Origin of the sequence: Oceaniferula flava, assembly GCF_016811075.1 — a bacterium.
GTDB lineage: Bacteria > Verrucomicrobiota > Verrucomicrobiia > Verrucomicrobiales > Akkermansiaceae > Oceaniferula > Oceaniferula flava.
The window spans coordinates 46,262-61,449 of sequence record NZ_JAFBGL010000010.1; the positions used below are offsets into that span (position 1 = coordinate 46,262).

Consider the following 15,188-nt stretch of genomic DNA (forward strand, 5'->3'; position numbering starts at 1 on the left):
TATGAAACCGAGTGCATCGCGACAGCTAAGCCAGCGACTTTTCGTCTGTCTGGGGGCTTTGTTGATGCTGTTCGCTTGCGTCTCGGTGATGGCACAAGGTCCAGCCGCCGCCAAAGAGCTGCCATCGCGACCGATGGATCATATTTTAGACGACAGCCGTTTACTCAGTGTCGATGAACGGGAGGCGTTGCAGCGCGATCTCGGTCGGCGTTTTATTGAGCAGCAGGTGGATGTTTATCTGGTTGTCGTCGATCGTGCACCAGCGATGGGCGCAAAGGCTTACGCCCGTGCATTGGGGGAAAAGTGGTCACGTGCGCCGATGTGGTGTGTGGTTTTCTATCAGCGCGATTCGGATGCGGGAGTGTTGGCCGAGGCGGGGGGCATTGAGGTGCCGCAACCATCGATCGATCTGGCAATCGCCCAAGCGGTTCGTCGCTCCCGACGTGAAAGCGGGGAGAAAGAGATCCTTTTCACAGCATGCCGGGAATGTCCGAACGAGCTCCGCTTCCTGTTAGCCACCCATCAACGGTCGGCGGAAAAGCAAATCGAGAAACGCGGCGAACTTACCGATGCCTACCTTCACAAACGCAAGCTGATGAAACTGCTCGCCGTGGCCGCCGGCATCGGTCTGATCCTCAGCCTCATTGTGATCGTTTTCATTGTGCGCAAAATCAAATCTCGCCGGCGCAACTTCAGGTTTCCTGAAACGGTGTGGCGTGAGCGCTTTTTGGGACCTCACAGCGGTGGCAGCGGTATCGTGGTGCACTACCGTCAATAGTCCCAAATTTTGAAGTGCTGGCTTTGTGCGGCACAGGCTTCTGTGTAAGTTTGGGGCAAAGAACCCGAACTATGACCGAAGCACCACTCCCCAAGGAAACCGATCTGCCTGCACGTTGGAAACGATTGGTCGAAGCGATCGAAGCTAGTGATGCCGGGGCGGCTCACGATATTCTGGCGTCTGCGACCGTCGATGATCAGCGCCGGATTGTTAGCCAGTTGAACCTGGATCGACGCGAACGGCTATGCCGACTGCTCCCCGTGGACGAGACCGCGGATCTCATCGAGAACCTCGCTGAGCCTCAGGCAGTCGAGATGTTGGAAGAGATGCAGGCCGACCTGGCGGCAGACGTGCTAGAGGAACTGCCGGCGGATGTCAGTGGTGATTTACTCCGCGAACTGAATGATCGCAGTTCGGAGGCGATTCTCTCGGAGATCGATGACGCCGATGAGTCCATGGACCTTCGTGAGCGTGCTGGTTATGCTAGAGATAGTGCCGGCGGTCTGATGTCGGACCAAGTGGTGTCCTTTCCCCAGGATGCCACCGTGGCGGATGTGCTGGCGGAACTGGGAAATAATGCAGGGAACTATTCCGATGATGAGGTGCAGTATTTTTATGTCACCGATCACAGCATGCAGCTCACCGGGGTGCTGGCTTTGAGAAACTTGGTGCTCGGACGCAGAGACCTGTGTATCAGTGAGCTGATGATCCCGTCGCCAGTATGCACTCGGGTGGATACTGAGCTGGAGGAACTTCAGGATTTGTTTGAAAACAGAAATTACCTGGCATTCCCCGTGGTGGATGAAAATGGTCGACTGAAAGGTATCGTTTCTCGGGCGGCAGTGAACGAAGCTTTGTCCGAAACGCAGACAGACGATTACTTGAAGTCCCGGGGGATCGTCGGCGGGGAGGAGCTGCGGAGTATGCCATTGATCGAACGCTGCAGCAGGCGTTTGGCATGGTTGGGGCCGAACATTCTTTTGAACCTGTTAGCTGCCAGTATCATTGCCAGCTATGAGGACACGCTGCAGTCGGTGATTGCCTTGGCTGTTTTCCTTCCCATGGTGTCGGATATGAGCGGTTGCTCGGGGAACCAGGCGGGAGCGGTGACGATCCGGGAGCTCACACTGGGGATCATCCAACCTCGCGATTACCTCCGAGTTTTCCTGAAGGAGGTCTGGTTGGGCATGAATAATGGAATGGTGTTAGGTTTTGTACTGGGAGCGATCGCTGCGGTCTGGAAAGGCAGCGTCTTTCTCGGTCTGGTCATTGGCGGAGCCTTGATGCTGAACACCATCTTCTCCGTGACCGTGGGAGGTTTGGTGCCCTTGTTGCTGAAGCGATTTAAAGTGGATCCCGCTCTGGCATCGGGACCCATCCTGACCACCTGCACCGATATGAGCGGCTTCTTCCTCGTACTCAGCCTCGCCAATCTGGCGATGACCCATCTCGTCTAACCTGCATTTTTTCCAACGGGGAAGAGCATGACAGGGCACACAAAAAAATGGCGAAGCGGACTAACCACTTCGCCATTTGTTAGAAGGTTCCTTTTCGGAATTAACCGATCAGCTCAGGCCAGTCTTCGGTGTGGAAGAACTCGCCTTCTGGCTTGTCGGTGCGCTCGTAGGTGTGTGCTCCGAAGAAGTCACGCTGGGCTTGCAGCAGGTTGGCTGGCAGGCGCTCGGCACGGTAGGCATCGTAGTATGCCAGTGATCCACCGAAGGATGGAACAGGGATGCCGTTGGTGGCGGCCAGGGCCACTACTTCACGCCAGTCGCTCTGACCTTGGTTGAGGATCTCGGTGAAGAATGGGGCGAGCATCAGGTTGGTTGGAGGAGTGTCGGCAGTGTAGGCCTCGGTGATGCGGTTGAGGAAACGTGCACGGATGATGCAGCCACCACGCCAGATCTTAGCGATCTCACCAAGGTTGAGGTCCCAACCTTTGTCGGCGCCGACTTTGGAAATGAGGTCGAGCCCCTGAGCGTAGGAAACGATCTTGGAAGCGTAGAGCGCGTTGCGCACTTTCTTCACCAGGTCTTCCTTGCTCATTTCGAGGTTGAAGTCCCAGTTGCTAGGTCCTTCGAGGATGCCGGATGCCACCTTGCGCTGGTCGCGCATGGAGGAGAGAATACGGGCTTCGACTGAACCAGCGATGGTGGAGAAGGGAACGGCTTGCTCCACGGAGCCCATGACAGTCCAACGGCCGGTGCCTTTTTGGCCCGCTTTGTCGACGATGAGGTCGACGATGTCTTTGCCGGTCTCAGGGTCTTTTTGTTTGAAGATGTTGGCGGTGATTTCGATCAGGAAGGACTCGAGGTCGCCCTCGTTCCAGTCAGCGAAGATATCAGCCAGTTCCTCGTTGGAGAAGCCGGCGGCTTTGAAGATGTTGTAAGCTTCGCAGATCAGCTGCATGTCACCGTATTCGATGCCGTTGTGCACCATCTTGACGAAGTGGCCTGCACCACCTTCGCCGATGTGAACCACGCATGGTTCGCCGTCGACTTTCGCAGAGATGGATTCGAAGATGGGCTTCATCACTTCCCAGGTGGACTCAGGTCCGCCGGGCATGATGGATGGGCCTTTGAGAGCACCTTCTTCACCACCGGACACGCCGGCGCCGATGAAACGCATTCCGGCTTCCGCGCAGTATTTGTCGCGACGCTCGGTATCCGTGTAGAGCGAGTTGCCACCATCGATGATGATGTCACCTTCGTCGAGTAGTGGGATGAGTGACTCGATCACCGCATCGACAGGAGCTCCGGCCTTCACCATGATCTGGATCTTGCGTGGGCTGGCGAGGCTGTTGACGAATTCTTCGAGTGTTTCGCAGCCGACGAGTTTCTTATCGGGGTTCTCCGCGATGAATTCCTCCATCGTGGATGTGGTGCGGTTGTAGACAGACACTTGAAAGCCGCGGCTTTCGACGTTGAGGACAAGGTTTTGTCCCATGACAGCGAGGCCAATCAGGCCAAAGTCAGATTTTTCCATAAATATTGAGTTGGTTGAGCGCGCATTATCCACGGGCGACGACGCGAAGCAATGCGAACTTGCGACAGATTAGGCTAGAGATTGCGCGTTTGTGGGCTAAAAAGGACAACCATAAGACCTCACTGGAGCCAAGATTGGTGGAATGTGACATCTCCGATGTAATATTCCGCCTCTCCGGGGTAACCCCGGGGCACAGGAAAGCTGAGACACGGCGCAGCCAAGGGCTCGTCCCACTGCCATGGGAGAATCCCTTGGCCGTAATGGATAGGTTGGCTCCAGTGCAGGTTTTTGTTTTTCTCATGAGCAGCGATGAACTAGCGACAATTCTGCTGAGTGGCGCATTTGAGCAAGCCGCTTTCGAGGAACGTTTGGTGATGGCTGTGGGCGCTCCCAAGTTTTCGCGCAAACTCGCCGGGCGTGTGATCCGGCATTTCGGTAGTGGTAGTCGGCCATCTGTTAGGATGTTGGCCGAATGGCTTGAGAGCGATCGGAGATACCAGAAGAAACAGCGCCGTGGAGAACTGCAGCTGAGTGGCCAAATTCTACCAGCTGAAATGGCTCCGGATATGCGGGTGGCGGCTGATTGGAAAATACCGAGCATCACCACATCCGGAGATCTTGCCCACTGGTTAGACTTGCCTGTTTCCCAAATGGAATGGTTCGCAGGTGATTATAACAGCGTGCCGGCTGACACGAAGTTGTCCCATTACACCGTGCAAACGGTGGTTAAAAAATCAGGTGGGTTTCGAGTGTTAGAAAAGCCAAAGTGGCAGATGAAACAGGTCCAACGTTATATTCTCCATGGTATCCTCGATCATCTTCCACCCCATCCATGCTCGCACGGGTTTCAGAAGAATCGGTCCATTCTCAGCTACGTTCAGCCTCACATTGGGCGCAAGATGTTGATCAAAATGGATCTCAAAGATTACTTTCTAAGTATCGAACGATCACGTGTGCGCGCCTTGTTCCATCTGCTCGGTTATCCGCCGCTGGTGTCAGTCCAGTTAGCTGGTTGTTGCACGAACCGGCTCAGGCTTGCCGATGTTCCCAGCGGCGTTGCTCAGCGCGATCGCTACACGGTGTCCCACCTGCCACAGGGCGCGCCAACATCGCCAGCTCTTGCCGACCGCTTACTGTATCGCTTGGATCTTCGTCTGCACGGACTGGCTCAGAAAATGCACATGGACTACACGCGCTACGCGGATGATTTCGCATTCAGCACAAACGATTCAGTGCGTCGGCCTCAAGTTGAGGCATTTCTTAATCTAGTTGACCAAATTGTTAGGGAAGAGGGTTTGCAGCTGCATAAGACGAAAACCAGCGTGATGCATCACTCCCAACGCCAGCGTCTGGCTGGCCTGGTGCTGAATGAAAAACACAACGTGGCTCGTGGGGAATACGACCGCTTACGAGCGATCCTACACCGCTGTGGTCAAAACGGACTGGATGCGGAAAATAAAAATGATCACCCGAGCTTTCTTCAACACCTCGAAGGTCGCGTTGAATTTATCCGCCAAACCAATCCTCGCCGTGGGAAGAAATTGCAGGGTATGTTAGATAAATTGGTTTAAGTGTAGTTAGATCTGCTGGCAGTAGCCTGGAAAAGTTCATCTGATAGAGTCGATGCACTCTGAGCCGCTGCGGGGATTTTCCCTTAGCTCGTCGACATGGCTTCTTCGCGCTGGAGCAGGGCGCGGATGATCTTGGCTTCGCCGTAACCGAGTTTTTCACCTGCAGCCTCTACCACGGGAGCCAGTGCGCTTGCTCCGTGCTCTGCAAAGAGCTCCTGGCACAGTGCGATTTGTTCATCACTGACGAAGGCTCGGACGTTGAGCTCCTCACCGGTCTCTAGCAGCTTGGCGATGTGGCTTTCGATGGTTGATCTCGCAAGGTCGCGCTGCGCCGCAATTTCATCGAGGCTGTGCCCTTTTTTTACCAGAGCGAGGGTCACCATTGTGGTGGCTGACGGGCCGCGTTTGATTGATGACGGTTGGACGGCAGGAGCATCTGGCAGGGTTTGTTTCTCGTTCACCGCATCGGGGTGCTGCTGGAGGTAGTCGGCGATGGCGGAGAGGAAATCGGCACCATATTTCTCGCATTTATTCTGACCAATCCCATGCAGCAGGAGCAACTCATCCTCGTTCTCTGGCATGGCGGCGGAGATGGCGCGGAGGGAGCGGTCTGAGAAGACGACGTAAGGTGGCACCTTGGTGGCGTCTGCCACTTCCTTACGCAGGCTGCGCAGATGTTGGAACAAGCCTTCGTGACAGGGCATGGGCTCGCCTCCTTGGGCACGGCCACGGCTTACTTTTTCCGGCTCCACCCGAGTGTCCTCGCTCATGCTGAACTTTTCCCGTCCATACAGCACCTCAGCGCCCGCCTCGGTGAGCTGTGGCACGGGGAACTGCGCTGTGGAGAGCTGGAGCTGACCGCCCGCGATCAGCGCGTCTAACACAGAGCGCCAGTAGGACTTTGGCCGATCTCTCCCCACGCCATAGGTCGGCAACTGATCGTGTTCAAATTGTTTGATCTTCGCGGTGCTGGCTCCGGCGACAATATCACAGACATGCACGGCACCGAATTTTCCACCGGTGCGCATCACCGCAGAGAGTAGCATCTGGGCTGGGCGTGAGGCATCCACCTGGATAAATTCCCCCTTGCAGAAATCACAGCCACCACAGGATTCCTCCTGATACGGTTCGTTGAAGTATTCTAACAATCGCACCCGACGGCAGCCCGGCACCGAGGCGAAGCGTTCCATCGCCTGCAAGAGATCCGCCGATCGCTGTCGTTCAGCCTCGTCGCTGATGTCATCGAAGAAGCGGCGGATTTTCATCGAATCGCCCGGAGAGTAAAGCAGCAGGCAGTGGGAGTCGTCGCCGTCGCGACCGGCCCGGCCGGTTTCCTGGTAGTAGCTCTCGATGTTCTTGGGCAGGTCACCGTGGATGACGTAGCGCACGTCGGCCTTATCCACGCCCATGCCAAAGGCGACGGTGGCCACCATGACATCGATATCGTCGCGGATGAATGCGTCCTGGATGCAACTGCGCTGCTCCGCCTCCATGCCGGCATGGTAGGCGGCGGCATTGATGCCATTGGCTTTGAGTAGGTCCGCGGTGGCTTCCACGCTTTTGCGCGATGTGCGGTAGACGATACCACTTTGGCCACTGCGCGTTTTGACGAAATCGACCATCTGCCGTTCCCAATCCTTCTTGCTCCGCACTTCATAAAAGAGGTTCTTCCGATCGAATGACGCCCGCACCTTAACCGCCTCGCCAAGGCTCAGGCGCTGTTCGATATCGGCGGCCACTTTTTCCGTCGCGGTCGCGGTGAACGCCCCCACCGGGGTGTTGGGAAACAGTTTGCGAAGCTGGCTGAGAAAGAGGTAGTCCGGTCTGAAATCATGACCCCACTCGGAGATGCAGTGAGCCTCGTCGATGGCAAAAAAGCTCGGCGCCTGCTGTTGGTTCTGCCGCAGGGAGTCGGCAAAGCCCGGCAGTGCCAGTCGTTCCGGTGCGAGATAGAGCATATCCAGTGTTCCAGCACGATACCGGCTCATGACCTCGGTGGCTTCCTGCTGAGACAGGGTGCTATTTAAAAAGGCCGCGTCGATGCCATTGGCGTTTGCCGCATCCACCTGATCTTTCATCAGGGCGATCAGCGGGCTGATGACCACCGCCGTGCCGGCTAACATTTTCGCCGGAAGTTGATAACAGAGCGACTTACCACCACCGGTGGGCATGACACCGAAGGCATCCTTGCCCTCAAGCAAGGCGCGGACGAGTTTCTCCTGATGCGGGCGAAACTCGCTGAAACCGTAAATCTCACGGAGCACGCTGGAGGGGCTTGTCTTGCTGTTCATGAGAACATTTACTGATTTAATGGCGAAAATGTCAACGGGGAAACTGGAATTGTGCCAGATGAAGGCTTGCGACCCTTGTGGGATTGTTTAGAAATGTCGCCGCAGTTTATGAATTTACCCAATACGATCACCATGTTCCGCCTGGTTCTCACCGCAGTTTTTTGCGCGGCGGCATCTTCCGAAGGGGTGACCGGCTATGCCATTGCCTTGGCCGCCTTTGTGTTGGGAGCGATTTCCGATTGGCTGGATGGTTACCTCGCACGCAAGCTGAACCTGGTCACCTCCTTGGGAAAACTGCTCGATCCACTGGCCGATAAGATTCTGGTGTGTTCCGGCTTTGTTTACCTCTCCGCCAAAGGCCTTTGCCCGGTGTGGGTGACGGCACTGATCATTTGTCGCGAGTTTCTGGTCACCGGCATTCGCCAGATTGCGGTGGAAAAGGGAACCGTCATCGCAGCGGATGGACTCGGCAAGTGGAAGACTACGTTCCAGCTCACCTTCATCATCACCGCGCTGGTGTATCTCACTTTTGAAACCATTGTCAGCGACAACGCTGTGGTGACATTTTTGCAGTATTTATCCGATAAAGATCACTGGCTGTTCCCACTCTCGCTGTGGCCCGCCGTCGCCTTGACCGTGATCTCGGGTGTTTCCTATTTCTGGAAATCAAGGACGATGCTTCTTGATAAAGATTGAGCCTTTTGAGGCGTATCTGTGAAAAACAAGAGAACGATGAAAACTCTGATTACCAACGCGCATGTGGTATCGCCCGATGTAGAAATTGAGGGCGCTGCTGTTGAAATTACCGACGGAAAAATTGCTTGGGTCCACCAGCCTGGCGAGCCCCTGCCTGAGGCGGACACTGTGATCGATGCTGGCGGACGTTATGTCATGCCCGGCTTTGTCGATATCCACGCGCACGGCGCCGACTACAAGGATGTCTGCGACAACGACCTCGAAAGCATCCGTCACATTGCCAAGAAGAAACTCGGCGAGGGAGTCACCACCTGGTTGCCGACCACGCTCACCCAGTCTCAGGATTTGTTGGAAGAGATCGCCGGCAAGGTGGTGGAGTATATGGAAAACCAGGAGTTTGCAAAAACTCCCGGCATGCACGTCGAAGGACCCTTTATCAATCAAGCCAATGCCGGCGCGCAAAACCCACAATTTGTCCGCGAACCGAACTGGGAAGAGCTGAAGCGACTGCACGAGCTGGCTCCCGCGAAGGTGTTTTCGATTGCGCCGGATGTTCCCGGCGCCTGTGAATGTATCCGTCAGGCCAAGGCCGCGGGGATCAGTGCTTCCGCCGCCCACACGTCATCCACTTACCAGCAGGTGATGGATGCCAAGGAGGCCGGACTCACGCACCTTACCCACTATGGCAATGCCATGACCGGACTTCATCACCGCGAGATCGGTGTGGTCGGTGCTGGATTGTTAGACCCGGATTTGAAGATGGAGTTGATCTGCGATGGCATCCACCTCGCCCCTGATTTTCTCAAGCTGGTTTTCTCCCTGAAACCCATCGAACAACTGATCATGATCACCGACTCGATGGCCGGCTCATGGATTGGAAAAGGTGAGGTGCAGCTTGGAGGACTGGATGTGATCGTGGACGATGGTCAAGCCCGACTGAAAGAAGGCGGCGCCCTCGCTGGAAGTATCCTGCTCTACAACGACGGCGTGAAACTGATCGCCGAACTCACCGACCTGCCGCTGCACCAGATTGTCAAAGCCACGTCTTGGAACCAAGCCCAGTCGTTAGGCCTCGATGACATCGGAAAGATCGAACCCGGCTACTGCGCAGACCTCGTGATCCTGGAGAAAGATTTCAGTGTCTGGAAGACGCTGGTGGATGGAAAGTAGGACAAGTTTGCAACTTGTCGGCAAACTTGGGAATCATCATCCCAAGCACGGCTAGTTCACTAGGCTTGCCGACAACTTACAAAGTTGTCCTACTTTGGTAGAGATACTCGCCTTGTCTTAGGTTTTTGGGATTATTCCGAATGTATGCTTCGATTCGCTTCAGCTGCGCTTCATTACGCACGATATGGTCGTAGGATTCGTGCTGCCAGAGCTGGCCGAAGAGTCCCATGCGTTGATTAATCTCTCTGGCGGTATGGCGTTTCCATGAATGCAGTAGGTCTTTGATGGGCCAATTCTGGAATGGTGTCACTAATACATGCACATGGTTAGGCATGATGATAAAATCACCGAGCTGATAGCGTTCTTCGTGGAAGAACACGAGGGCATCGGCTACTATTTGTGCGTTGACGGGATCGCGTAATGGGCAAGATCCGTAACAGGCGTCCAGCATGGAATGGTAGCCTTTCCAGAAGGTCGCGTAATAGGTTTTTTTTTGCTCAGGGGTGAGCTGTTCCAGAATTTGGTCGAGGGGGAGGTTGCTATCTAACTTGCGACTTCTTAACCAACGAAGTCGCTCCTCGTTCCATTCGTCGAATTTTCCTTTGGGGATGGAATCGTGAAGGCGGAAGGTGATGAAGTAGGAGCAGCCGGGCTGTTGCCAGTGGGGGAGCTTTCTCCTTGATGTTTCCGTTTCTTCACCAGGATCGTAGTCTTTCACATTGGGGGGAGGTAGGACGACTTTTTAAGTTGTCGGCTGGCTTTGTGATGACTGCTGCTTGGGATGACTATTCCTTGGGTTGCCGACAAGTTGCAAACTTGTCCTACTTCAGCCAGCTTGCCGCATCTTTGGCGAAGTAGGTAAGGATGAGGTCGGCTCCGGCGCGTTTGATGCCTGTTAGGGACTCTAACACGATGGCTTTTTCATCGAGCCAGCCGTCTTGGCTGGCGGATTTGATCATCAGGTATTCGCCGCTGACTTGGTAGGCGGCTACCGGCAGGGTGGTGGTTTCGCGCATCTTGGCGATGATGTCGAGGTAGGGGCCGGCGGGTTTGACCATCAGGATGTCGGCGCCTTCTTCTTCGTCTAACAGGGTCTCGCGGATCGCCTCGCGGGAGTTGGCGGGGTCCATCTGGTAGGTTTTTTTGTCGCCAGCCTTGGGTGCGGATTCGAGCGCACCACGGAACGGACCGTAGAAGGCGGAGGCGTATTTGGCGGTGTAGGCCATGATGGAGACATTTTGGAAGCCTTCGAGGTCGAGGGTTTCACGGATGGCTTCCACACGACCGTCCATCATGTCGCTGGGCGATACCATATCGGCACCGGCGCGGGCGTGGCTGAGGGCTTGCTGACAGAGGACCTCGACCGTTTCGTCATTGAGGATTTCCAGATCGTCGCCATTTTTGACAACGATACCGTCGTGGCCGTCGGAGTTATAGGGATCGAGCGCGACGTCGGTGATGACGCAGAGACCAGGGTAGGCGGCTTTCAGCGCTTTGATGGTGCGGGGGACGAGGCCGTCATCGTTGTGGCTTTCCTCGGCCTGGGGTGTCTTGAGGTTTTCCGCGATGGCGGGAAAGAGCACCACGGCCGGGACTCCGAGCGCGTAGGCTTCACCTGCTTCCTTGACCAATCCATCGATCGACCAGCGGGTGCAGCCGGGCATGGAGTCGATGGCTTCATCGACGTCTTTATCGTGCACAAAGAGGGGATAGATGAAATCGGAGGCCGAGATGGAATTCTCGCGAACGAGGGCTCGGACGGCGGGTGACTTGCGGTTGCGGCGTGGGCGGATCATGGGAATGGTGGATTAGGTAAGAATACTTTGGAGACGGACAGTGGTCGTCTGGCGATTGATTGAGGATGAAGCGACGTCGAGCACGAGCTGTTCCCAGTCGTCGATATCAAGCTCCATGGAGGGCAGCTGTCCATTTTCGCTTAAAACGACGAGGCAGGATGCGAGAGCGGTGCGTTTGTTGCCATCGAGGAAGGGGTGATTTTTACAGAGGTAGTAAAGATAGGCGGCACCAATTTCGATGATATCACTCATGATCGGCTCGCCTCCGAAGGTCGCTTGTGGGGCAGCAATGGCACTTTCGAGCAATGACTCTTCTCTCAAGCCCGGCATGCCACCGTGGGCGGAAAGCACGGCATCGTGAATAGCGAGCACGGACTCCAAGGTGAGATGCTTGATCATCTATTTGGACAGACGGTCGAAAAGTTTGTCGTTTTTGGCGATGATGTCTGTGGCGAGCTGTTTGGCTCGATCAGGATCGACTGTGGCGACTTCAGGAGTCATCGAAATCGTGCCACCTCTGTGCACGGTGATGTTGACCTTGTCGCCTTCCTTGAGATTGGCGAGCTCGAGCAGAGCGGCATCGAGGATGATGCCACGCGAGTTGCCAATTTTTGTGATGGTCTTGATCATGTTGTAACAATGTATTACATCATTGGATTTGTCAAGCTGGCGCTTCCGTCCCTGCGCTGGCAAGGGCTGTGCTAGGATGGTGTCAGCTCGTAGCCGTCGGGGCTGTCTTTGATGGTCCAGCCGAGGGCGGTGATTTCATCGCGGAGCTGATCGGAGGCGGCCCAGTCTTTGTTTTGCTTGGCGGCCAGGCGTTGATCGGCGAGGTCTTTGACTTCGGCGGGGATGTCGCTGCTTTCATCGTTGGCTACCGGGAGCTCGAGGCCGAGGGCTCTGAGGATGGCGTCGAAGGCGGCCAGGTTGGCGGCGGCTTCTTCACCTTCCAATTTCTGGGCGGCTTTGAGACCGGAGAAGAGGTGACCAAGCGCGGCCGGGGTGTTGAGATCGCGGTTGAGCGCGTCCCAAGCCGGCTGGAATTCCTTGAAGTCATCCGAGCTCAGTTTGGCATCTGAGTCTTGGGAATTGGAACTTAACACCTCGCGGCCTTTGGCGAGTTTGGCGAGCGCTTCCTTCGCGGCGTGCAGTGAGTCCAGGGTAAAGTTCAGCTGTTTGCGGTAGTGGCCGGAGATGAGGACGTAGCGCACTTCCATGGCGGTGTGGCCTTTGGCTTCGAGGTCATCAATGGTGTAGAGATTGCCTAACGACTTCGACATCTTACCGCCATCGACCATCAGGTGGGTGATGTGGAACCAGTGGGCTGCGAAGTCGCCACCGCAGGAGCATTGGCTCTGGGCGATTTCGTTTTCGTGGTGTGGGAAGACGAGGTCGACACCACCGGAGTGGAGGTCGAAGCTTTCGCCGAGGTATTCCTTGATCATGGCAGAGCACTCGAGGTGCCAGCCGGGTCGGCCTTCGCCCCATGGGGAGCTCCAGTAGTTCTCGCCGTCTTCCTCTTTTCTCGATTTCCACAGCACGAAGTCGGCGATGGAGTCTTTCTCATACTCATCGGCATCGGCGCGCTGGTTCTGAGTTTTTCCGAGATCGAGCTCGCGGGTATCGAGGTGGGAGAGCTTTCCGTAGTCGGGAAACGAGGAGACCTTGAAGTAAACCGAGCCGTCCTCGGAGGCGTAGGCGTGGCCTTTTTCGATCAGCTGCTCGATCATGGCGATCTGCTGGGGAATGTGCTCGATGGCACTGGGTTCGATGTGTGGTGGCTGGCAACCGAGCGCGGTGCAATCGGCGTGGAATTTCTCGGTCCACCCGGCAGTGAACTCTTTCAGCGTCTTACCGGCGGCCTGGGAGTCGCGGATGGTTTTATCATCGACATCGGTGATGTTTCTCACATGCAGAGTCTTCATGCCGCCTGTTTCCAAGACACGACGGAAAACATCGTGCATGACGAAGGTGCGGAAGTTGCCGATGTGGGCCGGGCCATAGACGGTGGGGCCGCAGCAGTAGAAGCGGAAGGTTTCGCCATCGAGGGGTTTCAGCTCGCGGTTACTGCGTGTCAGGGTGTCGTAGAGATTCATGGAGTGGTTGATTGATTGACTGGGCATTGGTTGACTAGTCATTGGTTGCGCTCTTGCGGATCGATGTGATGTAGGCGTTGAGTCGTTTGTGGAGAATTTCGAGTTGTTGGTAAAGCTCTCGACCTTGTTCTTTTGGGATCAGGTTTCTGTGGACGGACTTTTCGATCCAGGTCTGGGTTTCGGTCAGTGAACCACGTGAATAATGGCAGAATTTGATGTTCTCCTTGTAGTGATAGCGACCATGGCCCTCGGAGATATTGGCTGCAATCGAGCCGGCAGAGCGCACGAACTGTAGACCTACCGCATTTTTCGAAAAATGATCCCACTGGGCAACCAACGACCAGACCGTCTCACCAATGGTCATGGCTTCGCGGTAAACCTCTAGGTTATTGATCGAATCAGGCATGGCGTATTAGGATGTGAACCAATTAACTAGTCAACCAGTGAACTAGTCAACGCCGACATCGAGCCGTCTGACGGCGACTGGAAAGCCCTCAGGCCGAACTCGGGGAGGACGGCGAGGAAGTGCTCGAAGATGTCGCTTTGGATGTCTTCGTAGTGGGCCCAGGCGTTGTCATTGGTGAAGGTGTAGAGTTCGATGGGGACGCCGTGAGCGGTCGGCTGAAGCTGGCGCACGAGCAGGGTTTGGCGCTGGGCGATCTTCGGGTGTTTTTTCAAATACTCAAGCATGTAGGCGCGGAAGGTGCCGAGGTTGGTGAGTGCGCGGGAGTTGACTGGGCTAGTGAAGTCATCGCTGGCATGCTCGCTGTTCCACTCGGCGAGTTCTTTTTGTTTCCGGTCGAGATAGGGTTGCAGCAGGCGGATGTTGCGCATTTTTTCCAACATCGCATCGTCGAGCAGGGTCACGGTCGACATGTCGAGGTTGACCGAGCGTTTGATGCGGCGGACCCCGCTGTTGCTCATGCCGCGCCAGTTTTTGAAGCTGTCGGAGATCAGGGCGTAGGTGGGGATGGTGGTGATGGTTTTATCCCAGTTGCGCACCTTGACGGTGGTCAGGGCGACCTCGAGCACTTCGCCATCGGCGCCGAACTTGTTCATCTCGATCCAGTCCCCCCGCGCGACCATGCGGTTGGCCGAGAGCTGGATGCCGGCGACCAGGCCGAGGATGGAGTCCTTGAAAATCAGCATCATCACCGCGGTCATGGCACCGAGACCGGAGAAGATCAGCACGGGGGATTTGCCGATGAGGCTGGAGATGATGAAAATGATCGCCGCCACGATCAGGATGATCTTGATGACCTGGATGAAGCCCTTGATCGGCAGCTCCTTGGAAACCTCGAAACGGAGGTAGATCCTCTCGATGATATTCAGCACCGAGTTGAACGACAGCAGGGAGAGGATAATGATGAACACCTGTGCCGAGATGACAATGAGGTGGGAAACCTGAAGCGATCCCTCGTCCAGGGCATTGATCGCCAGAGGGGCTGCCCTGAGAATGATAGCTGCCGGGATCAACATGGAGATCCAGCTGGATAGCCGACTGTTCAAGATCTCGTCGTCCCAGGAGTTGGCGGTCTTTTTCAAGACCTTGGTGACGATGCGCATCAGCACCTTGCGGATGACCAGATATGCGAGGTAGGCGACCACGAAAACGGCGGCCAGTAGGATAAGATCCACCAAGACGCGTAGCATCCAGTTGACGTCTGCCTTGACGGCATCGCCAGAAAGTAAGTTAGTGAGCTTGTCGTGCCAAGATTGCATCGCGCAAATCCCTGCCACAGCTAGGCCTTGCACGCAAGGGGAATGCTGAGAGGTTGGGTTTTCAACGTTGCAGATCGGCC

General features: G+C 55.7%; 14 protein-coding genes. 5 read left to right on the plus strand and 9 right to left on the minus strand.

The genetic code is table 11. The annotated features are described in order from the left end of the window. Nucleotide 1: 1 nt before the first annotated feature. A complete protein-coding gene (locus tag JO972_RS14085; protein WP_309490711.1) occupies nt 2-778 on the plus strand; it encodes a TPM domain-containing protein in 777 nt (258 codons plus the stop codon). A 71-nt stretch (nt 779-849) separates the two neighbouring features. Further along, nucleotides 850-2,235 (plus strand): magnesium transporter, encoded by a 1,386-nt coding sequence (gene mgtE / locus JO972_RS14090; protein ID WP_309490712.1) that lies wholly within the window; start codon nt 850-852, stop codon nt 2,233-2,235. 100 nt (nt 2,236-2,335) lie between these two features. On the opposite strand, the gene gnd is transcribed toward mgtE, so the two are convergent. Then, nucleotides 2,336-3,766: a decarboxylating NADP(+)-dependent phosphogluconate dehydrogenase gene (gnd, locus tag JO972_RS14095; RefSeq protein ID WP_309490713.1), complete on the minus strand. Its 1,431-nt coding sequence runs from the start codon at nt 3,764-3,766 to the stop codon at nt 2,336-2,338. 299 nt (nt 3,767-4,065) lie between these two features. Here gnd and JO972_RS14100 point away from each other — a divergent pair, with 299 nt between their 5' ends. Further along, nucleotides 4,066-5,337, plus strand: a complete 1,272-nt coding sequence (locus JO972_RS14100) for a reverse transcriptase family protein (protein WP_309490714.1) — start codon at nt 4,066-4,068, stop codon at nt 5,335-5,337. Nucleotides 5,338-5,420: 83 nt separating this feature from the next. Here JO972_RS14100 and recQ read toward each other — a convergent pair whose 3' ends face one another. Continuing rightward, nucleotides 5,421-7,628, minus strand: coding sequence for a DNA helicase RecQ (gene recQ / locus JO972_RS14105; protein WP_309490715.1), 2,208 nt, complete (start codon nt 7,626-7,628; stop codon nt 5,421-5,423). Nucleotides 7,629-7,736: 108 nt separating this feature from the next. Between recQ and pgsA the strand changes: the two genes are divergently transcribed. Both pgsA and nagA read left to right on the plus strand, forming a co-directional pair. After that, entirely contained in the window at nt 7,737-8,324 is a 588-nt protein-coding gene (gene pgsA, locus JO972_RS14110) for a CDP-diacylglycerol--glycerol-3-phosphate 3-phosphatidyltransferase (RefSeq protein WP_309490716.1), read from the plus strand. Nucleotides 8,325-8,360: 36 nt separating this feature from the next. Continuing rightward, nucleotides 8,361-9,494 carry an N-acetylglucosamine-6-phosphate deacetylase gene (nagA, locus tag JO972_RS14115; protein ID WP_309490717.1) on the plus strand — a complete coding sequence of 378 codons (1,134 nt, stop codon included), beginning with the start codon at nt 8,361-8,363 and terminating at the stop codon, nt 9,492-9,494. 76 nt (nt 9,495-9,570) lie between these two features. Here the strand turns inward: nagA and JO972_RS14120 are convergent, their stop codons facing one another. The 7 genes from JO972_RS14120 to JO972_RS14150 all read right to left on the minus strand — a co-directional run bounded on the left by JO972_RS14120 (nt 9,571) and on the right by JO972_RS14150 (nt 15,108). Then, nucleotides 9,571-10,212 carry a transposase gene (locus JO972_RS14120; protein WP_309490718.1) on the minus strand — a complete coding sequence of 214 codons (642 nt, stop codon included), beginning with the start codon at nt 10,210-10,212 and terminating at the stop codon, nt 9,571-9,573. Nucleotides 10,213-10,315: 103 nt separating this feature from the next. After that, the gene (gene hemB, locus JO972_RS14125) at nt 10,316-11,290 is read right to left on the minus strand and encodes a porphobilinogen synthase (protein ID WP_309490719.1); all 975 of its coding nucleotides are present in this window, start codon (nt 11,288-11,290) and stop codon (nt 10,316-10,318) included. A 12-nt stretch (nt 11,291-11,302) separates the two neighbouring features. Continuing rightward, on the minus strand, nt 11,303-11,689 hold the full coding sequence (locus tag JO972_RS14130; protein ID WP_309490720.1) for a type II toxin-antitoxin system death-on-curing family toxin: 387 nt from the start codon (nt 11,687-11,689) through the stop codon (nt 11,303-11,305). Further along, nucleotides 11,690-11,920, minus strand: coding sequence for an AbrB/MazE/SpoVT family DNA-binding domain-containing protein (locus JO972_RS14135; protein WP_309490721.1), 231 nt, complete (start codon nt 11,918-11,920; stop codon nt 11,690-11,692). A 71-nt stretch (nt 11,921-11,991) separates the two neighbouring features. Beyond that, the gene (gene cysS, locus JO972_RS14140; protein WP_309490722.1) at nt 11,992-13,386 is read right to left on the minus strand and encodes a cysteine--tRNA ligase; all 1,395 of its coding nucleotides are present in this window, start codon (nt 13,384-13,386) and stop codon (nt 11,992-11,994) included. A gap of 34 nt (nt 13,387-13,420) precedes the next feature. Then, entirely contained in the window at nt 13,421-13,792 is a 372-nt protein-coding gene (locus tag JO972_RS14145) for a four helix bundle protein (RefSeq protein ID WP_309490723.1), read from the minus strand. Nucleotides 13,793-13,818: 26 nt separating this feature from the next. After that, entirely contained in the window at nt 13,819-15,108 is a 1,290-nt protein-coding gene (locus JO972_RS14150) for a mechanosensitive ion channel family protein (RefSeq protein ID WP_309490724.1), read from the minus strand. Nucleotides 15,109-15,188: the final 80 nt, after the last annotated feature.